General features: G+C 38.5%; 19 protein-coding genes. 4 read left to right on the top strand and 15 right to left on the bottom strand.

Features of this window, described 5'->3' with window-relative positions; translation table 11 throughout:
• Positions 1-51 precede the first annotated feature (51 nt).
• The 6 genes from ltrA to MKX65_RS06195 form a co-directional block, all read right to left on the bottom strand.
• Positions 52-1932: a group II intron reverse transcriptase/maturase gene (ltrA, locus tag MKX65_RS06220; protein ID WP_318010528.1), complete on the bottom strand. Its 1881-nt coding sequence runs from the start codon at positions 1930-1932 to the stop codon at positions 52-54.
• A gap of 459 nt (positions 1933-2391) precedes the next feature.
• Positions 2392-2523, bottom strand: a complete 132-nt coding sequence (locus MKX65_RS06215; protein ID WP_340902024.1) for a hypothetical protein — start codon at positions 2521-2523, stop codon at positions 2392-2394.
• A 140-nt stretch (positions 2524-2663) separates the two neighbouring features.
• On the bottom strand, positions 2664-3938 hold the full coding sequence (locus MKX65_RS06210) for a UvrD-helicase domain-containing protein (protein WP_340902825.1): 1275 nt from the start codon (positions 3936-3938) through the stop codon (positions 2664-2666).
• Positions 3904-7410, bottom strand: coding sequence for a helicase-exonuclease AddAB subunit AddB (gene addB, locus MKX65_RS06205; RefSeq protein WP_340902824.1), 3507 nt, complete (start codon positions 7408-7410; stop codon positions 3904-3906). Before addB ends, MKX65_RS06210 begins: the two co-directional genes overlap by 35 nt.
• Positions 7411-7605: 195 nt before the next feature.
• Positions 7606-8472, bottom strand: a complete 867-nt coding sequence (locus MKX65_RS06200) for a Cof-type HAD-IIB family hydrolase (RefSeq protein WP_160546459.1) — start codon at positions 8470-8472, stop codon at positions 7606-7608.
• Positions 8465-9247, bottom strand: coding sequence for a DeoR family transcriptional regulator (locus MKX65_RS06195; protein ID WP_160546460.1), 783 nt, complete (start codon positions 9245-9247; stop codon positions 8465-8467). The genes MKX65_RS06200 and MKX65_RS06195 overlap by 8 nt, the downstream gene beginning before the upstream one ends.
• Before the next feature lie 190 nt (positions 9248-9437).
• Between MKX65_RS06195 and MKX65_RS06190 the strand changes: the two genes are divergently transcribed.
• On the top strand, positions 9438-10205 hold the full coding sequence (locus MKX65_RS06190; RefSeq protein WP_160546461.1) for an alpha/beta fold hydrolase: 768 nt from the start codon (positions 9438-9440) through the stop codon (positions 10203-10205).
• 273 nt (positions 10206-10478) lie between these two features.
• Here MKX65_RS06190 and fabG read toward each other — a convergent pair whose 3' ends face one another.
• Complete coding sequence (gene fabG / locus MKX65_RS06185; RefSeq protein WP_160546462.1) at positions 10479-11219, bottom strand: 3-oxoacyl-ACP reductase FabG; 741 nt, start codon at positions 11217-11219, stop codon at positions 10479-10481.
• Between the two features lie 173 nt (positions 11220-11392).
• Here fabG and MKX65_RS06180 point away from each other — a divergent pair, with 173 nt between their 5' ends.
• Complete coding sequence (locus tag MKX65_RS06180) at positions 11393-12829, top strand: DDE-type integrase/transposase/recombinase (RefSeq protein ID WP_340902821.1); 1437 nt, start codon at positions 11393-11395, stop codon at positions 12827-12829.
• A gap of 395 nt (positions 12830-13224) precedes the next feature.
• Here the strand turns inward: MKX65_RS06180 and MKX65_RS06175 are convergent, their stop codons facing one another.
• Both MKX65_RS06175 and MKX65_RS06170 read right to left on the bottom strand, forming a co-directional pair.
• On the bottom strand, positions 13225-13863 hold the full coding sequence (locus tag MKX65_RS06175) for a TVP38/TMEM64 family protein (RefSeq protein ID WP_160546463.1): 639 nt from the start codon (positions 13861-13863) through the stop codon (positions 13225-13227).
• A 151-nt stretch (positions 13864-14014) separates the two neighbouring features.
• Positions 14015-16012, bottom strand: a complete 1998-nt coding sequence (locus tag MKX65_RS06170; protein ID WP_340902819.1) for a S9 family peptidase — start codon at positions 16010-16012, stop codon at positions 14015-14017.
• A 203-nt stretch (positions 16013-16215) separates the two neighbouring features.
• On the opposite strand from MKX65_RS06170, the gene MKX65_RS06165 reads away from it, so the two are divergent.
• Complete coding sequence (locus tag MKX65_RS06165) at positions 16216-16590, top strand: hypothetical protein (RefSeq protein WP_160549192.1); 375 nt, start codon at positions 16216-16218, stop codon at positions 16588-16590.
• A 22-nt stretch (positions 16591-16612) separates the two neighbouring features.
• Here the strand turns inward: MKX65_RS06165 and MKX65_RS06160 are convergent, their stop codons facing one another.
• A complete protein-coding gene (locus tag MKX65_RS06160; RefSeq protein WP_340902818.1) occupies positions 16613-17176 on the bottom strand; it encodes a competence protein ComK in 564 nt (187 codons plus the stop codon).
• 192 nt (positions 17177-17368) lie between these two features.
• Between MKX65_RS06160 and MKX65_RS06155 the strand changes: the two genes are divergently transcribed.
• The gene (locus MKX65_RS06155; RefSeq protein ID WP_160549191.1) at positions 17369-17605 is read left to right on the top strand and encodes an IDEAL domain-containing protein; all 237 of its coding nucleotides are present in this window, start codon (positions 17369-17371) and stop codon (positions 17603-17605) included.
• Between the two features lie 39 nt (positions 17606-17644).
• On the opposite strand, the gene MKX65_RS06150 is transcribed toward MKX65_RS06155, so the two are convergent.
• The 5 genes from MKX65_RS06150 to MKX65_RS06130 all read right to left on the bottom strand — a co-directional run bounded on the left by MKX65_RS06150 (position 17645) and on the right by MKX65_RS06130 (position 22017).
• On the bottom strand, positions 17645-18919 hold the full coding sequence (locus tag MKX65_RS06150; protein ID WP_160549190.1) for a M48 family metalloprotease: 1275 nt from the start codon (positions 18917-18919) through the stop codon (positions 17645-17647).
• Positions 18920-19047: 128 nt separating this feature from the next.
• Positions 19048-19353: an AzlD domain-containing protein gene (locus MKX65_RS06145; protein WP_340902817.1), complete on the bottom strand. Its 306-nt coding sequence runs from the start codon at positions 19351-19353 to the stop codon at positions 19048-19050.
• Positions 19343-20074, bottom strand: coding sequence for an AzlC family ABC transporter permease (locus tag MKX65_RS06140; RefSeq protein WP_340902816.1), 732 nt, complete (start codon positions 20072-20074; stop codon positions 19343-19345). The genes MKX65_RS06145 and MKX65_RS06140 overlap by 11 nt, the downstream gene beginning before the upstream one ends.
• A gap of 142 nt (positions 20075-20216) precedes the next feature.
• Positions 20217-21011: an ATP-binding cassette domain-containing protein gene (locus MKX65_RS06135; RefSeq protein WP_160549187.1), complete on the bottom strand. Its 795-nt coding sequence runs from the start codon at positions 21009-21011 to the stop codon at positions 20217-20219.
• Positions 20986-22017, bottom strand: a complete 1032-nt coding sequence (locus MKX65_RS06130) for an ABC transporter permease (protein WP_340902815.1) — start codon at positions 22015-22017, stop codon at positions 20986-20988. Before MKX65_RS06130 ends, MKX65_RS06135 begins: the two co-directional genes overlap by 26 nt.
• Positions 22018-22028: the final 11 nt, after the last annotated feature.

The raw sequence follows: 22028 nt of genomic DNA, 5'->3' as shown, positions 1-22028 counted from the left end.
CGCTTAGCACCGTACGTGAGACTTTCACCTCATACGGCGCCCCATCAACTACTAGCTCGTTACATTATCAATTACACAGTTGCCCACTTTTTTACGAAGAGCGTTAACTTTACTCAGTTGTTCTTCATTAAGATTCAGTACATTAAGGTACTTATTAATGGCGCTTTCCTTTACCGCATGGATTAACTTATGGACTTCCTTACATATAAATATAAGGTTTTGATAAGCGTCCGTTCCACCTTTATTTCTAGGCTTTTTATGATGGAGTTCCATTTCCCCAATGATTAAATCTTTACGTGTTATTGCACATTTACCTAATTGAGCAATATATTTTGAGAGTCGATTGTCATTGTATTCCATACTCTCCGATTTTATTGGGTTTTCCATCAAATAATGTACCATGATCGGTGGTACAGCCTCTTGGCTATTGTGAACCAAGATTCGTCCACTTTCGGTATAAGAGTTTTTCTCCTGAGTAAAGTTCAAAGGGCTTTTGTGTTTCACCCCATCTATCGGGAATAAAATCATGCCACACGCAAAGAATTTCTTTTTATTAAGATAATCTTTATATGCTTTTTGAAAGAATGGTGTGATAACTCCCTTTGAACTCTTTGCTTTTTTAAGCTTGTTATACAGGATTCGTTTGACTGAGTAAGAAATTTCACTGAAATCCTTTGTCGTATGTGTCGCATACCGATAATAATTGTGAATTCCCAAGATAGTTGAGTTAAATTTAGTTACTTCAGCCTTATTCGGTTTTCTTCGAATAAATTCAGCTTTTGTTTTTATTTTCTCAATTACCTTGCGTCGTGATTTATCTGTCATATGCGATTTAACAACACGCTTTTTGCCTTTTGGAACTACTTTGAACTTAAACCCTAGAAACTCCGAATAGTTCTTACGTAAATTGACTACTCTCGATTTCTCATTGCTGATTTCAAGGCCTAATCTTTCCTTTAACCACTGCTTAGAAGATTCAAATATAATAAATGCGGTTTTGTGGTCTCGACAAAAGATTTTAAAGTCATCTGCATATCTTACAATAAACATTTCCTTTAACTTGGTATACCTTTTAAGGGTGGCGTATTTCACCGTTTGGTCAAACCGCTGTTTTCCACCAATTACACGTATCTTTGTGTAATCCTTTCTCGTCTTAAATGTTTCCCACTGATTACTTATCCACCAGTCGAATTCATTCAATACTACATTTGAAAGTAACGGAGAAAGAATTCCTCCCTGTGGAGTTCCCTTAGTAGGTTTCCCAATTCCTTTAACCTCAGCTTTGAGCATCTTACTTATAATCGAAAGAATACGTTTATCCCTAATTCCAATTGTCCATAGTTGTTTAAGCAACTTCCCATGATCAACGTTATCGAAGAAACCTTTAATATCAACATCTACTACATAATGTAGTTTGTTTTTGTTTGCTAATGTTACAGCCCTTGAATATGCGTGGATTTGACTCCGATGAGGTCTGAATCCATAGCTATGTTTATGAAAGCGAGCCTCGCATATAGGTTCAAGAACTTGTAATAAGCATTGTTGAATAAGTCTATCTTCAATAGTAGGAATTCCTAAAGGACGAATGCCGCCATTTGGCTTTTGGATTTCCTTACGTTTCACTTTATGAGGTTTATAATCATCTAGGCGATTTTTAACATATTGTACAAGCATATCAGGGCTTCTAAGTCCGATTTCGAATATAGTGTTTTGATTCACTCCTGCTGTCTTACTTCCCTTGTTTTTCTTGATGTTACGAAAAGCAAGTTTAACATTTGCAGGGTTTACAACTAATTCATATAACTTATTAAAAGTTTTTCCTTCCGAACTTAGCTGATATAACTGGTCAAACATGTCTTGCGTGTTGTAATACTCATTGTTTCTCAGCTTTTGACTTTTTAACTCCTTCGGCTTTGCATGGGTTTCAGTCAATTACTCACCTCTTTACATTCCCAAATTGGGTTTGTAATTTCAGCTTTCATTTCTCTTAGTCATACTCGAACCTGAAATTTCTGTGATAATAATGTCGTCTTCTAACAGTTGACTAATGGCTATCCCTCCACTGTTTGTTATCACAGTTTCTTTGGTACTGTGCCATTACCTTCACCGACATAAAAGAGGTTATACATATACACTTTCGACATATATGCTTTCCCTGCTACCGCTTCATAGAGTGCAAACTCTCCACGTTATCGGCTTACCACGTTCCAAGAATCCTATCTATTCATTCACAATCCGTAGGTGATTCCTCTAGCCCTGTTAGCTGGATGGTGCCTGTAACACCATAAGGTATTTCATAAAGACAAATTTTACTCTACCTCACTAACCCCGACATGCGGGACTATCCATTTCGAATAGCTATACCTCTAGAGCCGTACATTCGGAATTTCGTCAATAGATGGCTGTGACATCTAATTTCTCACCATAGACTATCTTGTAGAACCCCGGTCTATCAGCCATACCCTCTGCCTCCAGAGAGCTTTCCTCGTCTTTCTCGTTAGGATGACCTTCAACCGACTTCACCGAGCTTATAACCTTCAAGTGTTTTGCACCACCTGAACGCTATTCGGAGGATTAGGCGAGCCTTTCAGGGCGTTACCCCATCATTCGACTCTTCAGATTCTTAGTTCTCCTAGCTTTAAGCTAGTGGCTAATCTTTTCAATTAGCAACGTGTCGCACTGTCTTGATATTCATCAACAAGTACTTCTTTAAACTGCCGTCGATAGACACAAGCTTCCTCAGAAGGTTTGAACTCTTGATCCGTACTTTCTTCTGGATTTGATAAGATCTGGAGGCAATAATGCTCTAAATCAGCAAAGTCGACAAGTCCTTTTTCCCGCTTTATGAAATCGAATTGTTTAGAAAATTCCTCAACAAGGTTAACCAATGTTTGGATATAAGGCTTCATTTGTTTCATGTCATGAATAAAACTTTGTGGTTTTCGTGAAAAAAGCTCCGCTTGTAAGGCTTGAACCATTTTCTTTCCTTTGTCACGAAGTTTTTGAGATTTTTCTAATAGTACCTCATCATACTCCGTTTTTTTACATGGTTTTAGCTTTGAAAATGATTCACTTATCAGTGTGTTATATAACTCATCCCATGAGTGTTTACTTGCTTCAAGCAATCGATCAATGATTCTAATATCATCAGTAAAAGTTTCCGCTCGAGGACTGGGTCCTTCTGGAAGCTTTGTTATTTCAAGAGCAGCTTCAAATAAGCTCCTTGCACCTTGAAGCTGGAGTTGAATATCAAAAAGAAGTGTCTGATAAAAGGGCAATGATTCGATCGTTGTTTCTTCATCTACATCATACATATCAATAATTGATTGTAGATAGCTCTTAGGCGATGGATTTGAACGCGCAAAGTCATAGAGCTCTCGGATAATCACTTGTAGGGCCGCATCACTGCGGTCATTTGAAAACATATCAACCAAATCAAAAAATTCAGTATTAGCTTCCTTCCCGTACTCCTCTTCAAATATGGTATCTAAAACCTCATCTCTTAAGAGTTGCGCTTCCGTTTCGTCAGCGATTCTAAATCCGGGATCAACCTCAATTTTATAATAAAACTTTCGAATCACCTCTAAGCAAAAGGAATGGAGAGTGGATATACTCGCTTTATTAAGTAAACTTAGTTGCTTTCGGAGATGTCTTGATGTGGGATTTTCATCAATCGCCTTCTCAAGTGCCTCTCCCATACGATGCTTCATTTCTGCCGCGGAAGCATTCGTAAAGGTTACGACTAGCATCTCATCAACGTCCATCGGTTGATCTTCAGAAACAATTTTCTTAATCATTCTTTCAACAAGAACGGCTGTTTTTCCAGATCCCGCTGCGGCAGCAACTAAAATATCTTGTCCGTTTGCAACAATTGCTTTCCACTGATCATCCGTCCAAGTCGCATCACTCGGTTTCGGTGGAAGTTTCATGCTCCCCATTTTCAACACTCTCCTTTCGCATTTTTTCTATTACAGTCTCCTTGTCTTCAACCTTTAACATCCTATATTTATTAGCCTGTAATGATTCATCAAATTGACAAACAGACTTGAACGAACAAAAAGTACATGGTGTTTTCTCCTTCATTTTATAAGGAGAAATTTGAACGGCACCGTCGACTATACTATTTCCCGTTTTCACGTACATATCTCTAACATACGACCGTAACTGATTAAATTCTTCCTTACTTGCCACTTTCGATTTTTTCGTTAGCGACCCGTCCTTTTTAATTCCAGCAGAAATAATTCTCGATTCACCAGATTCTAATGTTTGGTCCATAAGTTTAATCACATTTTCTTCGCCTAACAATAAACCATTCATCTTGAATTTTTTAAAAAGCTCTGCCTCAATCTCATCCAACGTAAGCATTTTGCTCGTACTAATCATCGGATTATGCACATGGAAATACACAACACCTGCTGGGCTAGCCTTAGTACCAATTAAAGATTCAGAGTTTGAAATAATGATATCTAAATACGTAAGCATTTGCAGGGCCAAACCATAATAAATTTCGTTTACATTTACGTCTTTTGCACTTGATTTATAGTCGAGTATTCGCAGGAACACTTCACCAGCATGGTCGGCTTTGTCTACTCGGTCAATACGGCCCACTAGCTCCATTTTCGTCCCATTTTTCAAGGTAAATGGTGCAGGCTTTATTTGTTCCGATGGTCCAAATGGTAATTCCAGCCCTACCGGTGCAAACCCGCTTGCCTTTGCATGGTCACGTAAAATAAGAGAAGCCCGCTGAATAATTTGTTCCAGCTTTCGTTTAATATAATGGTGACGATTCGAGCTTAATAGAATTTCATTTTGTAGTTTTGGCGCAAGTAAATCCACTGCTTGTTTTGCCAGATTTTCCATTTCATCCTTTGACACATCTGACCATGACAACTTGCTCGCTACAATTGTTTCAGTAATATATTTTAATGCTGCGTGAAAGAGTTCTCCAATATCCGGTGCTTCTAGTTTAAATACTTGACGTTCTCTAAGCTTTAACCCGTGCTGAGAGAAATGTGAGAACGGACAGCTATGGAACATTTCCATTCGGCTGACACTCGATTGGATTTCTTCTCCATACAAATCCTTGCTCGTCTCCTCAGACAGCTTTGTTGTTTGATTTTCATAGGTTAAGCTAGAAAGTACTTTCCGCACATCCCTTTGAAAATGCGGTTTTGTCTGGTAATAGTTATACACATCCCACCATAAGTCGTAGATAGGATAATTTCTTTTCTTTAGCTGAAGCTGTGACGTTAAATATGCAAGCGCCGTATTTTCATGTGCAACAAATTTTAATTGTTCCAACTCACTAAGCTCTGAAGGCTCAGTCATGAACGATAGAGCTTCACCATCAGGAAACATATCAACCATTCTCTTAATATATGGGGAGGCAATTAATGCCTTTCCTTCAGAATTAGCTAGTGGATAAGAAACATACAAACGCTCAGACGGAGTGGTGAAAGCCTTATAGGCGATAAACTCCTCATCCAATAAACGGGTTTTACTACTCGCGGAAATCTTTAAACCATTTAGTAATAACTGCTCTCGGTCCTCATCGCCAAATATACCCTCCTCTGAAAATTTAGCAGGTAGGACACCTTCTGTTATTCCGATTATAAAAGCAACTTTCACATCGGTTAAACGAGATTTTTCAAGATCAGCCCCTAGCACTTGATCCATTGCCGGTGGCACTAAAGAGAACTGCAGTGCTTCTAATCCTGCATCCAAAACATTTGAAAACTGCTTTGGAGAAACTTTTTCATCCCCTAACATTTCAACAAACTGATCCAAAAGCTCAATCACACCGTTCCATGCTTGATCATGCTCTCTTGCTTTTGTTAATTCTCCCTTTTCCTCTTCAGCTATTTTCCATCTTTCAAGCTTTGCAGGGATTTCTAATTCCTCTAGATAAAGAAAAAGTGCCTCCGCTAATTTGCTTCCATTCTCAGCTTTTTTCAATCTTCTTGATAAGCGAAGGATCGGTGCTGAGATCATTAGTCTAAGCTCGTTTAACTTTTGTTCAAAGTCTTTTTCCTTATTCGTTTGGGCAACAGATTCTAATTCAAGTCCTCTCATTCGGCGATAGACCCAACGATCACGTCTTGTCCACTTATCTCCTTGAATTCCAAACGCGAGGACAAAATTTTCAAGCTGATCCATTTGCTCTCGCATTTTATTAGAATCTACATGAAGCGGAAAAAGCAGCTCTGTTTTGATCGCTCGAAACACAGGCTCATAACGCCAATATCCGTTGATTACTTCAAGCGTGGAGCGAATAAGTTCGATAACAGGATGATGAAGCATCGTACGTTTTTGATCCACAAAAAACGGAATCTCGTAATCATCGAAGACCGTTTCTATTAAGCTCTTGTATTCATGACCATTTCTCATCATGATGGCAATGTCTTTGTATCTATAATTCTTCGTTCGAACAAGTGATAGAATTTCACGTGCAATTCCTTCGATTTCCGCTCGACGATTAACCGCTTGTCCAATCGTAACAGCCGTTTCCCCCTTAAATACATTTGTAGGGCGCGTATCAAAAAATGTTTCCAAATGCTTCAGGGATGGATGCTGCCATCTTTTTTGCTCAGATAAAATGGTTTCTTTTATTTCTAATTTTTCTACTCTAGCAATCTCATAAAGACTTTGACAAGTCTCCGCATTCATACGGAATAAATGCAATTCATCTGGATATTTTTCATTGTACGGTTCATCTAACGTAAGAGTGATCGTTACTTTTTTACAATGCTTCATGAGCTGACTTATGATGAAATACTCTTGAGGTGTATAACTGTAAAATCCGTCAATATATATTTCCGCATCTTTTAAGTAGTGCGATAACGGTATTTTTTCAGCTAGTAATTTGAAATAATCCTCCGAGTCCACATACGAACCAAAAAGGGCATCTTCAAAATGTTTATAAATCAACTCCAGATCATGTAATTTATCACGAAGGACTTTGTTCATTTGCTCAGCTTGCTGCTGAATAAGCAACTCTTCTGGTCTTACTAAATATCTTTTAAATTCAACCAACATTTGTTCTAGCTGCTGGATGAACCCATTTTTGTCAGCAGAAAGATTAAAGAGCTTTAAGTCTGCTTTTCTCTCCTCAACAATCTTGCGAATCAACATATTAATACCAACACTATTTAAATGGTACCTAGTATTCCCACCCGTTTCCTGCAACACTCGCCACGCTAGTCTTGAAAAACTAAAAACCTGAGTTCGAATCATTCCTCCAAGCCCAGGTGTTGTTATCAATTTATATTCAGAAGAAAATGTCATCTGGTCAGGTACTAAGTAAACAATTGGATCTCCCACTGGCCGTTGCAGCATTTCTTCTCTTATCTCATCTAAACAAAATTGCGTTTTTCCAGTTCCAGATCTTCCGATAACTAAGTGAACTGCCATAAGAAAACCTCCCTCGTACGTTCCTTCTCTATCCTATTATCTTACCATAGCTACTCCCGGAAATAGGGAAATAACCTTCTTACCGTGAACCGCTTTTTCTTTCCAATTTAGAAATAAAATAGGCCAACCGATTTGGTTGACCATTTATATCTTGGTTGTCACGCCTTGCGATCAAGTTACGCCAACCATGGATACCTATTTTTTTAATAGACGATAGATAAAATGAGCAACTCCATGTTCATGATTTTCTAGAGTTACCTCATGTGCTTTTTCTTTTACTGCCTCATCAGCATTTCCCATGGCAGCACTTCTTCCTACCATCGTTAACATAGATACATCATTGTAATTATCTCCCACTGCTGCCATTTTTAGAAGTGGTATTTGTAAGATTTCTCCTAATTTTTCTAAAGCCTTACCTTTAGAGGAGTTTTCATGTATAAATTCAAAATTATGTTTACCCGACGAAACAATATTCATCCCTTTTAATCCAAGGAAGTTCTCTTTCCCTCTATTTAATTTTTCATCATGGAAAGAAAAGGCAAGAATATTATAAATGTCTGCATCACTTCTAATGATGTCTTGATAAGAGGGGACAAATTCAAAGCCTGTTTGACTGTACTGGGTCGCTAATGCCCGCTGTATATCCTCTTCTTTGACAGAAGGATCTTCCGTTCTCAGCTTTTCTGCTTCCCTTTCTAGTAATTCTCTCCCATGCTTTGGTGTAAGTAATGAATGGTCAGCAAACACTTCATAATAGAATCCTTCATCCTCTAGCCATTTCAGTATCGGTTCTGCTGCCTCTTTATCAATGGGAACCGAGTGCACCTTCTCACCGTTCGGATGATGAATGGTTGATCCATTCGCTGAAATGATCCATGGTGTCATAGGAAAGTTACTTTCATTAAGTATGTTTTTAACATCGTGATAAGAACGTCCTGTTGCAATGACGACCATGACTCCTTGATTATGGGCAAAAGTCAACGCCTCCATGTTTTCAGCACTGATGGTATTTTCGTGGCTCAACAAGGTACCATCTAAGTCAACTGCAATTAAATTAGTCATTTTCCTCTTCCTCCCCCTCGCCAGCTATGACTATCTCTACACCTTTCTCTTGTAAGAGTTGCATAAAGTCACTACTAGGCTCACGATCTGTGATCAGTACATCTATATCTGCAAAACTTCCATAATGAAAGAAGCCATTGACTCCAAATTTTGTGTGATCTGCTAATACAATCACTTGTCTAGCTTGTTGCATCATTTTTTTCTTTAACATTCCATCCTCTTCATGAGCACTTGTTAAACCCATTTCGGATATACCTACTGCCCCAATAAAAGCTTTATCAACAGAATACTGTGCCAATTTCTCAATCGCCTGTGATCCAAACAAATACCGATGCTTTTTGTGCAGCTCTCCTCCAACGAGATGAATCGAAACAAGCGGATGTTTAGATAAAATTTCTGCAGAGTTAATAGAATTTGTAATAATCGTACATTCCATATTACCTACATGTTCGGCACATGCTTGAACTGTGGTTGAAGCATCTAAAATGATGGCATCTCCTGTTTTAAGGAATGTTGCGGCTTTTTCCCCAATCACCTGTTTTTCACTGGAAACCACCTTTAAACGATGGTTATAGTCCATAACCATCTGATGTTCAGTTGGAAGCAATGCTCCTCCTCTTGTTCGGATAATTCGTCCTTCCTCTTCAAGGCGAACCAAGTCTCTTCTTGCCGTATCTCTTGAAACCTCTAATTCAGAACAAATTTCTTCAACTGTAATCCGTTTATGTTCCCTTAAATAACTAAGAATAGCTACTAAACGTTCTTCTTGGTACATGATTTTTTCATCTCACATTAATTATTTATAAGTAATTATAAGTAATTACGCTTGTTTTTTCAATATATTTAATTAAAGTTAAGTGTTTCGGTGGTTTTTATCCATTTTATGAATGGTATTTAATTCCTACTTTGAACACCATTCACTTTTCACATACTATCCTTAAAGAAATATGGTTAGGAGATACTACATGAAGAGCATCGTAGTTAATGATGAACGTATCTGTTATGAAGATATCGGTGAAGGAATTCCTATTATTTTCCTCCATCCACCAGGCATGGGAAGAAAGGTTTTTTACGAGCAAAAAGCTTTATCCAAGCATTTCCGTATTATTTTGCTCGATTTCCCTGGACATGGAGACAGTTCATACAATGTGGAAAGAGAAGTGTCCGTTGAACGATTTGGCGAGGATATCATTGCGTTTATGAATGGTTTAAATATTACAGCAGCTGTTATTTTTGGTTATTCCTCTGGTGGAGCTATTGCCCAATATTTGGCTATTCATTATCCAAGTAGAGTTCATACTCTCATTTTATCCGGAGGTTATCCTATAGTGGATCGTTGGATGATAAAAAATGAGCATCGTTTGGGTGTATATACTGCAACAAAAAGCAAAAATTTATTAGCTAACGTTTTGGCCATTTCCCATACAAAGGATCGACAATTTCGCCGTGAGTTAAAAGAGCATATGTACAAAGCTAACCATCATGTCTGGGCAAAATACTATTATGATGTTATGCATTTTAACTGCAAAGATGATTTAGCAAAGATTACGGCACCCGCTCTGTTGATGTACGGAAGCAGATCAGATTCTTTTAATACCTACATTAAAACGTATAAAAAGGAGCTGGCTGATGTCGAGATCTTTGTTATTAAGGGAGAATCACACCAGTTGCCAACGAGACAGCCTAGTTATGTTAATCAGATCATTACGGGTTATTTGTTGAGTAGAAAGTAGGCGGGGAATGTGTAGGAGGTTGGCTGGCAGTTCTATTTGACCGTCAAGGGGATTATTCCGTCCTAGCGGGCAATTAGGGAGCTTCTATTTGACCGTTCATGGGGAATTACCGTCCTAGCGGGCAGTTAGAGCTCGTTTATTTAACCGTCCTGAGGGAGTTGACGTCCTTCCGGGCAATTAGGACCTCCCTCTCTTCCCATCCATTCGCTTTTACACGAAAGTTACACAGGAAAAAACGCAAAAAAACTAGCCCAATAAGGACTAGTCCATTAGTTACATCATAATTCCCCCATCAACATGTAGCACAGTTCCATTTACATAGTTGGATTCATCCGATGCTAAAAATAGGTAGGCATTCGCAATGTCTTCCGGATTTCCCAGTCGACCAAGTGGGACCATCATCTTCATTTGCTGTAGTACTTTTTCCGGTACTTTGGCCGTCATTCCCGTTGCGATAAAGCCTGGTGCCACTGCGTTTACATTGATTCCTTTACGTCCAAGCTCCTTGGCCCATGTTTTTGTCATACCAACCACGCCCGCTTTGGTGGCAGCATAATTGGTTTGACCCACATTCCCATATACCCCAGAGACGGACGAGGTATTAATGATTCTCCCTTTTCCGTTAGAAACTAAAATAGGAAGCACGGCTTGTGTACAATGAAATACCCCAGTTAAATTAACATCAAGCACTTGCTGAAAATCCTCCACCGCTAACTTCGATAGCATCGCATCACGAGTAATACCCGCGTTATTCACTAGAATATCAATTCCACCAAAACGACCCACTACTTCCTCCACCATTGCATTTACACTATCACGATCCGCCACATTTACTTGAAAAAAAGCCACTTGATACCCCTGTGCCTTTAATTCCTCTGTCTTTGTTTCTCCTAAGGTGGCATCGTAATCCGCTAAAGCCACCTTTGCTCCTTCTTTCGCAAACAAGCTCGCTGCGGCAAAACCAATTCCGTTTGCCGCCCCCGTAATGATTGCTACTTTCCCCTGTAATCTCATACTTTTCCTCCTCAGTTTAAAAACGTATTGTCAAAACTTTTATATTAAAAAAGTTAATAATCCTTGATATAAAGGGGTTTAAATGCAAAAAACTTGCCACCCCCATAGTTTTAGGATAAAAGTGAGGTTACGACACCGAACACTTAATCCCTAAAAGCTAGGAAGTGACAAGTTTGTACCCTCAATTATTAACTTATTTAATGGAATTTATCAAGTATCAAGATCAGGTAATTCGAACATTACTTACCCTGCTTATTGGGAAGGGCATGTTTGAAAAGCCTGAAGAAACTCCTGTAAATAAACCTTACCGTAAACTTCAGGTGGATGATCTTCCGATCATCGAAGCGCTCCAGAAACATGATTATCGTATTCTTCTTACAGAATATCTGGAGAAGAACGGTAAGCATTTAAAACCTGTTCAAAGGCGTTCTAATGTAAAGACAGCGGTGTCTACATCAATGAGTTGCCCAAAGTGCGGTGCTCAATCGGATTATCTCTATGCCAATAATGGAGGCAAAGGACAGTATCAATGTAAGGTGTGTACTTGTGTTTTTAACGAAAAGAGCCGCTATTTGAAAGAGGCTATTTTGAAGTGTCCTCATTGTTCTAAAACACTTGAGAAAGTCAAGGCGCGAAAAGACTTTGACGTGTATAAGTGCAAGAATAATGACTGTTCCTATTACCAAAGAAAACTGAATGGTATGTCTTCAAAAGAGAAGAAACAGTTTAAAAAGGACCCTCAAGCCTTTAAGATTAGATACATTTACCGACAGTTTCGAATTGATTTTCAGCCATTGTCTAAGTCTACTCCACAGAAGCCAAAGGTAGATTTATCAAGGTTATATGTTTCGCCACATACATTAGGGCTCATTTTAACCTACCATGTTAACTATGGCCTTTCGGCCCGTAAAACAGCAGCACTGATGAAAGATGTTCACGGGGTATCTATATCGCATCAAAGCATTTTAAATTACGAGAATGCAGTAGCCCTTACACTTAAGCCTTACGTAGATTACTACCCGTATGAACTTTCTGACCAGTTCTGCGGGGACGAAACCTATATCAGGGTGAACGGCCGTTGGCATTACTTGTTTTTCTTCTTTGATGCGGTGAAAAAGATTATTCTCTCTTACCCAGTATCACCAAATCGGGATACAGCTACGGCGATCCGTGCGATTGATGATGTCTTAGTGAAGATGAAGGATATTCCTAAAGACCTTACGTTTGTGGTGGACGGCAATCCGATTTATCTTTTAGCTCAACACTTTTTTGCCCAACACGATATTCAGTTCGATATTAAGCAGGTTATCGGGCTTACCAATGAAGATCCTGTATCAACGGAGTATCGACCACTAAAGCAAGTAATTGAAAGACTCAATCGCACATTTAAGGGTAATTATCGCTCAACACACGGGTTCGGATCTGAACACGGCTCTGTTTCTTTCGTCACATTGTTTGTGGCTTACTTTAACTTTTTAAGGCCTCACTCTGCATTAGAAGGTAAGGTGCCCGTGCTTAATCCGGAGTTATCACAGCTCCCGAATATGCCAGCACGATGGTCTAAACTTATTGGTTTAGCACAAGAATGGATCATTGAGCAATCAGCCTAACTTTTTTGTTTAGCAGAGCCCTTGAGTAAATCAGCAATCGGCGAAGCGAACTCTTGACAAACCGAACTTGCCAATGGTTTAAAATGGAAAAAACCAAGGGCTATTTGGCATGCCTTCTTTTTGTCCCCTTCGCCCTTGATAAGGGAATCTCAAACCATTGGCGTGTTTGTCAAGAGCGATTGCGGGTACTTCCAATACAAAAAAGAGAGAAAAACAAACCCTCAGGTTACTTTTTCATAGAAGTTTTGACACTACCTTTAAAAAACTCTATATTTTAGCACCGCTTTCATTATTCACGAACTTTGCCCGCCGAATCAACCCTTTACTGCAGGGGGAATTAGTTTTGTTTGTATAACAGGGGCAAACCTTTTCATCTTCATCCCTCCTTCTGTTGATTATCGGTCCTTTAATCTGATCTTTTCCGGCTCACTTACATTCGTTTCAACACGGTTGAGACGGGCCTCAATCCTTTTTCCTATAAACCAAAGTAAGACAATAACAAAACCAACGATCGCTGTACGTATGGGTTGAGTAATCAATGAATGTATATCATAGCCAACAAAGCTAATCGTAAAAATCATGACCATTTTCCCTGTCAAAACAGCTAGCATATATTGAGCAATACTTATTTTAGATAGGCCAGCTACAATGTTCACAACAGCTGATGGTGTAAAAGGAAAGCATAAAAGTAAAAACAGTGGGCCAAATCCATGGTTCTCCACCCAAACCATGAGTTTTTGAACTTGAGGGTGCTTTTTTAAAAAGTTCAATATTCTCTTTTGACCAAACTTCCTGATCAAGAGAAAAACGATTAGTGCCCCACCAGATGCACCTATCCAAGAAAATAGAAATCCAAACCATAATCCAAAGGCACTCGCATTTGCCATCACAAAAAGGAAAAGTGGTAAAAACGGAAGGAACGCTTCTAGTAATGGAAGTAATATTCCCGGTAATGGACCAAAGGAACGGTATTTTTCTATTAACTCCATAATATTTTCAAGAGTAAACCAAGCTTTGATTAATTCTACATCCATTACCTAATCTCCTCACGTAAATAAGCTGCATATTATTCTAACATGGTCCTTTTTCTCATATTGTACACCTCCTAATTAAAAAAGAGAACGAATTCGCCTATTTTATGACAAAAATACCCACAGGACTCGTTTCCCATGGGTATTTACTAGATTATTGAATATATTCTTTAAACCATCCAAGAATATGGTTTAGTCTCTCGATTCTTAAATTAGGCTTCCCGCTTCTTGATAACTCATGATTGGATTCAGGGAAACGCACGAATTTCGTTTCCTTTTTACGATGCTTTAACGCAATGTATAACTGCTCAGCCTGCTCGATAGGACAACGATAATCCTTTTCACTATGCAGAATAAGGAGTGGTGTTTCTATCCTTTTTACATAGGCGAGTGGGGAATGCTTCCACAAGGTTTCTAAATCCTCAAGCTCTGCTTTTATTTGCCATTCATTAAAGTAGTACCCAATATCACTTACTCCATAAAAACTAATCCAGTTTGAAATGGAGCGCTGCGTAACTGCCGCCTTAAACCGGTTCGTGTGTCCAACAATCCAGTTTGTCATAAAGCCGCCATAGCTTCCGCCCGTAACCCCTAGTTTGTTTTCATCTATAAAGTCAAACTTTTTCAATGCAAAATCAACCGCATCCATTAAATCTGCATAGTCTCTTCCACCATAATCTCCACGAACCGCATCAACAAATGACTGCCCGTATCCGTGACTGCCTCTTGGATTAATAAATAAAACGGCATATCCGGCTGCAGCTAGCATTTGAAACTCATGAAAATATGTATTGGCATACATAGCATGAGGTCCACCGTGAATTTCTAAAATACACGGATATTTTTCACCCTCTTTAAATGATGCCGGCTTCATGATCCAACCGTGTAACTGCCAGTCATCTGTGGAGGTAAATTCAATTTCTTCCACTTCAGCGAGGACGACCTCCTCAAGAAATTCTTTATTTACATTTGTTAGTTGCTTAAGATCTCCCGTTGGTACATCCAATAGATAAAGCTCTCCTGGCTCGGTTGGTTTACTGATTGCAACGACTGCTTGATTCACTTGTCCACCCGTAGTTGCACCATACACATGCTGCTTATCAAGCAATGCCGGATACAGCTCACCTTCTACCGAACCGTAGTATAGAACGGTATTTCCATGATCAGTTGCCAAGAAATAAAAACTCGTACTGTTTTCTCCCCAAAGTAAGCCCGGTGTGACTACCCCTTGATGAAAATCTCCGATTGCTAAGTCTCCAACAAGCAAGTCTGTGCCTTCCGTTAAGCAAGATAATGTTTCTCCCTCAACATCATAAATCCAAAGCTTGGTTAAAGTTGCATTCTCAAATTCTCTTTCGTGACCAAACAGTCCGATATATTTTCCATCCGGAGAAAAGCTAGCACTGCCAAAATAACCTGTACCTTCTGTCACTTTTCTTAGCTCTTTTGTTTTTATATCTAATAAAAAGAAATCATTTATGAACGAAAAATCTGCATCTTCGCTTAGATCCGCTGATACTGCAAGTGTATTTCCATCTGGAGACCAGCTTTGTAAATGGATATCGGCATTTCCCGATGTGATTAGCTGTACTTCTCCACTTTCAACGTTCACGATGGCCACCTGTTTTACTTTTTCATCTAGAAAACCGGCTGCATCCGATTTATACTTCATCTTCTCTACTACTAATGGCTTTAACAGATTTGGATTTTCTTCACTTTTCTCTTCTTTCTCACTCAGTTCTTCCCCTGGTTTTAACGCAGTAGTAAAAGCGATTTGTTTTCCATCAGGTGACCAAACTGGATTACTAACTCCATGAGCTATGTTAGTAAGCTGTCTCGCTTCCCCACCCTTTTTATGCAGTATGTATATCTGTCCCTTCCCGCTTCTCGTTGAAACGAAAGCTACCTTTTCTCCACATGGTGACCATCTTGGAGAAAAATTCCGCTCCGTACCAAAAGTCCATTGAACAGGATCCGATTCTTCCTCTACATTCATGTAGTAAATATTTGAGACATAATCATTTTTCTTTTCATCAATTGCAGTTTGAATATACACTAGGTCTTGTCCATTGCTAGCTAGCTGAGGGTCTGCTACTGATTTTAATTGATACAAGTCTTCTGCCACTAACGTTCTTTTACTCACCCATATCATCTCCTTCATATTTACTTATTTATTTCGATAGCTGAAATATTATTCCTTCTAAAAAACTTATTTTTTCTTTTTTCTTTTCATAAACTAACCCACAACAACAGTTGAAATAAATCGTTTAAGTTAGCATCTTGCCTTTCCCTCTTGAATCGTATAAAATAAAATAGAACAAACGTTCTTATTTTAGTCTGAAAGGTTCGATAAATATGACTAGAATTCCACCAGAAGAAAGAAATATGATTGAGCAAGCCATTTACTTACCAATGGTCCTTACCGTTCTAAATCGTGACATTCAAAGTATTAACAAAAGTACCATTAAGTTAAAGGAGCCCTATCTTCATTTGATTGAGGAAACCATGAAGATCGTCCAAAAGGAGCTTAGTGAGATTAAGCGCTATATGAGTAAAAATAAAATGAAAGTATACCAATCCAATCACGACGAAGCGTTTACGATGTTCACCTTTCTTTATAAAGGATACGAAGAGCATCATAATTATTTTAATCCAAGAATTCGAAACAAAGTCCAAGAACTGCTTGAGTATTATTTATTTAAGCGAGAAAATAACAAAACAGAAGCATAAAGCTGCTCCTGTTCATATTGATTTAATGCCCGTAATTTCCATAATCCAGTTGGTTTTCTGACGCCCTCATCTTTTTACCAAAATTCACATACATGGTTCTTGTATCCTCTAGACGTTTTCCTAACTTCGATTGTACTAGCAAGGTTCTTGAGATTTGGTTGTGAAAAGAGTTATAGGAAATTGGGATATTCATAACTTCCTTGTTCGTGAACATGACCGTCGTCTCACTTTTATCACCCTTTTTATAATCGACGATATGCTCATGAGCAAGCCAAATACATTCCGAATTATCGGGGGAAGTGGTTGGGAAAAAGTAGATGTAATTTGTAGGGGAAACAGGAATGGGGACCTTATGGGTAATTCCAGTGAGCTGTCTAACTCCGTCCTTTCTACCTTCATAACTTGATCCAAAAAACTGACAGCTTTTTCTTATGATTTCAATAGGCTTAAAAGGGGAAAGACAGGTATCATCTGTTTCATATACCTTTGAATATGTTTTGCACCCATACGTGGTAGGCATAATCACCATCGTAAATGGGTTAATTTCGTACTCCTCTACCAGATTTCTTTGATGCTGCATTCTCATTCTTTCATCTCCTTATGACAATTCTGATTCAACTCCTATCATATCAGCTTGAATTAAAACAATATCAAATTTTGTAAAAAATTCGGAATTAGTTCACAATTGAAACTTAAACTTTCTAAATTTTTTAAAAATTCTGTTGATAATTTCTATAAAGTTAAATATAATATGAAAAAGACATCAGAGGTGATTTCAATGAAAGAAAAATCTTATACAGAGCTAATGAAATCCAGTGCCATGAATCGCAAGAAAGCGAAGGAATCATTTGTGTTAGATTTGTACGTTGAGATGCTGCTGTCAGAATCATTGTTAAAAGCGGAAAAAGAAAAACTAACAAAACGAATTGATCAAGCCATTGACGAAAGAAACAGACCAGAATTTTTTAAGCTATCAAATGAATACAAGCTGTTGACCAAGAGATTTGGGACTTAAGAAGAAAATGGGGCTCCTTTAAAGGGCCCCATTTTCTTCTTATTGCTGATTTCTTTGGTCAAGTTCATATTCTTCTATTCTTGTAATCCGCTCAAGCATGGTTGGATGACCATATCGGAAGATTTTTACAAGTAGAGGCGGATTTACCTGACTAAGCCCCGCTTTTGTAAGCTCCTGGAATGTTCCAATCGCTGCCTCTGAATTCTGCGTCATTTCAATTGCATAGCGATCCGCACGCATCTCTTGATATCGTGACACTGTATTTGAAAATGGACTTGATACATACATTAGCATCGATAACAGCAATAGAAACAGTGGAAGCGACGCAATATCGTTAACTGCAGAAATTTTTAATGCCTCACCCCATCTGCTCACAATCGCTCTCATTAACCTCGAAATGATATATAGTCCGAGCAAAGAGAACACCAAATACCCAGCAATTCCAATATACAAATGCTTTTCCACATAATGTGCCATCTCATGAGCCATAATAAATAGAATTTGGTCTTCGGTTAATCGATTAAGAGTCGTATCCCATAGAACAATTCTAGAATTGGATCCAATTCCTGTTACATACGCATTGAGCGCATTCGTCTTTTCTGCCATATTTACTTCAAATACATGCTCCGCAGGAATTCCAGCCGAGTCCGCTATATCAAGGATTTTAGCCTCAAGTTCCTTATTTTTAAGAGGATAGAAATCATTGTACAATGGATCAATCACTACTGGCTGTAAAAACATCATAAATAAAGTGAATGGTATGGAAATTAACCACGCATAAAACCACCACTTTTTACCGCTCTTTCTCATTAACCAATATAGAACGGACACTATGAGAAACAAAGTACCGTAATTTATCCAAAAATCGATTAACTCGTCCTTCATCCAAGACGAAAAGGATTGGGTTGAAATATTGTATTTCTTTGAGAGTGAATAGCTAACATAGCTTAATGGAGTCGTTGCTATAAAGGCAGCTACAGACAACCAAATTAAATAAATTGCCTGCTGAAGAATCCGATATTTAGCCGATTGTTCCGACCATCGCTTAAACGCCTTAGATAGACCAAACAATAATATAAGCAAATAAAATAACCACTCAATGGGGGTTGAAATAAAAAACAAGAAGTTGCGAATTTTCGAGTATTCCTCTGTTAACATTAACTCTCTTTCATTTAAAAAAGTAGCAGGATCTGCCTTCGTTCCTTGATATTCAAACGGCAAGCTTGATTGTGAAAAATAAAATAAGTACCAGTAAAAAAAGAGTACGTATAAACAAAAGGCAAGCACACCGTACAAGCCAATTTTCTTAGCCAAAAAATATCTCCCCTTTCCACCTTGTCCAATCCTTTTGTACTTATTTTAGTAATAAAAATAGGATTTAGAACCAGTAATTACTATATTCCAAAAGATAACAAAAAAACTGTTCCTCCAGGAGAAACAGCTTAGAAAAAATAGGAATACACCGTAAGTACCGTGATTGAGCAAATAACGACTATTATTACATTTGCACCGAGAAAAGCTGCTATAAACGCGGCTGCAGCCCCAAAAAGTCCATACCAAAGATCCTCTTGAATAAATAATATGCCCGGGAATATTAGTGCCCCTAGTGTTGCATATGGTACGTTTTTCAAAATTCCTTGCAAAAATGAGGGTAATTCTTTTCCTTTAAACAGCACGAAAGGAAGCATTCTTGGAATGTAAGTGACTAATCCCATTCCGACAATCATCCAAAGAATTTCACTTTTCATGTTCCTGCTCTCCCTCCCGTCCCCGAAGTGTTTGCACAACTTCCACAATTATAGCTGATAGCAAAGTCGACGCGACAATGGACCAACCAGTAGACAGAACTTCTGTCATCGTAAATATTGTGTTAAAACTCGCCGCTATTACCGCTAAAAAAACCACCTTCACGCTTTTCTTCATCGAAGGAACCACAAGTCCGATAAACATCGCATAAAGAGCAACAGACATACTTTCTTGAAGAGTCTTAGGTAGTGACGCACCAATTACATGTCCTAGACCGGAATTAATGACCCAGCTCGAATATGAAACGGTAATAACTCCAAACAGAAATCCAGTCGAAACCTTGCCATCTTTTAATGCGGCAACAGAAAACGTCTCGTCTGTTATTCCAAAAGAATAGAGCATTTTAAGTGAAGTCCCTTCCTCTTCTACTTTTTCATTCAAGGAAGCTGACATAAGAAAATGTCTGATGTTTACAATAAAAGTTGTTAATACAATCTCAAATACTCCTGTACCAAGCGTGAGCAAGCTAAGTGAAATATATTGAGAGGCACCGGCAAACACTATAATACTCATTAGTACGGTTTCAGTCACTGTGAGACCGGTTGTTTTTGCAAGCAAACCAAATGTTAACGCAATCGGAAAATAACCAATGCCGATTGACAATCCTGCTTGTATTCCTTTTCGAAATTCACTGTTACTTCTAACAGAAACCACTTCTTCCAAAAAAATCACCAACCCTATCTACGAATCTACCAAAATATACATAAAACTGGAAACTCAGGTAACGATTATTATACCTGTACAATAAATATCCATCAAGAGACACAAAAAAGAAAACACACAGAGAGTCTCTCTGATGTGTTTTCTATACAAGTACTGAACGGTCACTACTCATTTTAGAACCACGGATACGCTGGAATTCCTCAAGAAGCTTTTCAACCGTTAGCTTTGATTTTTCCTCTTCAGTTGCTTCGAAAATAATTTGACCACTATCCATCATAATCAGTCGGTTACCAAGATCAAGTGCCTGTTGCATATTATGGGTTACCATTAACGTTGTTAAGTTTGTTTCATTCACGATATCTCTAGTTAAGTTAGTAATAAGCTCTGCTCGTGATGGATCAAGAGCAGCTGTATGCTCATCTAAGAGAAGGATTTTAGGATCAGTAAAGGTTGCCATCAGTAAAGATAATGCTTGGCGCTCCCCTCCTGATAGGAGTCCAACTTTCGCCTGAAGACGATTTTCAAGCCCAAGATGCAGTGACTCTAATTTTTCGATAAAAAACTCTCGGCGTTTTTTGGTCACTCCTCTGCTCAATCCTCGTGAAGATGCTCTTGAATAGGCAATGGCTAAATTTTCTTCGATCGTCATAGATGGAGCTGTTCCTGCCATTGGATCCTGGAACACGCGACCAATGAGACGAGAACGTTTATGCTCTTTCATGGTAGTAACTTCCTGGCCATCTACCTTCACCTGGCCAATATCAGGAAACATTTTTCCAGAGATAAGGTTCATAAGAGTTGATTTCCCAGCTCCGTTACTTCCAATCACAGTGACAAAGTCTCCCTTATTCAAAGACAAATTGACATGATTAATGGCAATCTTTTCGTCAGGTGTGCCTTCATTGAACACTTTATAAATCTGATTTAGCTGCAGCAAGCTGTTCACCACTCTTCTCTATGGAGTTATTTTGTCTTGATGCTGATTCAAGCAGGCGTTTTTTCTTTCGTTGTCTTTCTTTTTGCTGATTAACCAGCTTAGGTACAACAAGGGCAGAAACAACAATAATCGCAGTAATTAACTTCATATCTCCCGTTTCTAAAAACTCTACTCGTAACGCCAACGTAACAATAATTCGATATACAATCGCACCACCGATGACAGCGAATGTCGCACGAACAATACTTTTCGCTCCAAAGATTGCTTCACCGATAATTACCGATGCCAAACCGATGATAATCATACCAATACCCATTCCAACATCACTAAATCCGTTGTACTGAGCAATCAGTGCACCCGCAAAAGCAACAAGAGCATTTGATAAACCTAAACCGATTACCTTTAATGTATCCGTGTTAGCAGAAAAGCTTCTAATCATCGTTTCATTGTCACCAGTCGCACGCAAGGCAAGACCAATATCTGTCTTTAAAAATGCATCGATCAAGCCTTTAATAATAAATGCAAGGATGATCATAAAAAGTAAAATTCCCCATGTTTTTGGAGTATAGTCGGATAATCCTATGGAAGCAAACAACAAGCCAATGGTCTGATCAATATTTAAATTCGTCCAAAAATCCGAAATCTTTGTAATAACCGTTTCCTCTGATAAAAGTGGAACGTTTGATTTCCCCATAATTCGCAGGTTAATCGAATAAAGAGCAATCATCATTAAAATCCCAGATAATAAAGGATTGATTCCTCCTTTTGTATGAAGAAGACCCGTCAAGCAACCGGCAATAAAGCCTGCAACAAGTGCAGCCAATGTTGCGATAAAAGGATTCGCTCCAGACACGATCATTACAGCTGCAACTGATGCTCCCGTAACAAAACTTCCATCCACCGTTAAATCAGGGAAGTCTAGTATTCTAAAAGACAAGTACACACCAAGCGCCATAAGTGCGTAAATGGCACCTGCCTCCACTGATGAAAAAATCGCTGTAAACATAGATGCTTCTC

Origin of the sequence: Robertmurraya sp. FSL R5-0851 (assembly GCF_038002965.1) — a bacterium.
Classification (GTDB): domain Bacteria; phylum Bacillota; class Bacilli; order Bacillales; family Cytobacillaceae; genus Robertmurraya_A; species Robertmurraya_A beringensis.
The sequence above is the reverse complement of the archived record's forward strand: the minus strand, read 5'-3'. Positions and strand labels throughout refer to the sequence as shown.

Bases quoted from the DNA above. Each gene is read 5' to 3' on its own strand.
- fabG (WP_160546462.1), bottom strand. From the start codon at position 11,219: ATGAGATTACAGGGGAAAGTAGCAATCATTACGGGGGCGGCAAACGGA.
- MKX65_RS06145 (WP_340902817.1), bottom strand. From the start codon at position 19,353: ATGAAAAGTGAAATTCTTTGGATGATTGTCGGAATGGGATTAGTCACT.
- MKX65_RS06200 (WP_160546459.1), bottom strand. From the start codon at position 8,472: ATGACTAATTTAATTGCAGTTGACTTAGATGGTACCTTGTTGAGCCAC.
- MKX65_RS06160 (WP_340902818.1), bottom strand. From the start codon at position 17,176: ATGAGAATGCAGCATCAAAGAAATCTGGTAGAGGAGTACGAAATTAAC.
- MKX65_RS06170 (WP_340902819.1), bottom strand. From the start codon at position 16,012: ATGATATGGGTGAGTAAAAGAACGTTAGTGGCAGAAGACTTGTATCAA.
- MKX65_RS06190 (WP_160546461.1), top strand. From the start codon at position 9,438: ATGAAGAGCATCGTAGTTAATGATGAACGTATCTGTTATGAAGATATC.
- MKX65_RS06210 (WP_340902825.1), bottom strand. From the start codon at position 3,938: ATGGGGAGCATGAAACTTCCACCGAAACCGAGTGATGCGACTTGGACG.
- MKX65_RS06165 (WP_160549192.1), top strand. From the start codon at position 16,216: ATGACTAGAATTCCACCAGAAGAAAGAAATATGATTGAGCAAGCCATT.
- MKX65_RS06195 (WP_160546460.1), bottom strand. From the start codon at position 9,247: ATGTACCAAGAAGAACGTTTAGTAGCTATTCTTAGTTATTTAAGGGAA.
- addB (WP_340902824.1), bottom strand. From the start codon at position 7,410: ATGGCAGTTCACTTAGTTATCGGAAGATCTGGAACTGGAAAAACGCAA.
- MKX65_RS06175 (WP_160546463.1), bottom strand. From the start codon at position 13,863: ATGGATGTAGAATTAATCAAAGCTTGGTTTACTCTTGAAAATATTATG.
- MKX65_RS06155 (WP_160549191.1), top strand. From the start codon at position 17,369: ATGAAAGAAAAATCTTATACAGAGCTAATGAAATCCAGTGCCATGAAT.
- MKX65_RS06130 (WP_340902815.1), bottom strand. From the start codon at position 22,017: ATGTTTACAGCGATTTTTTCATCAGTGGAGGCAGGTGCCATTTACGCA.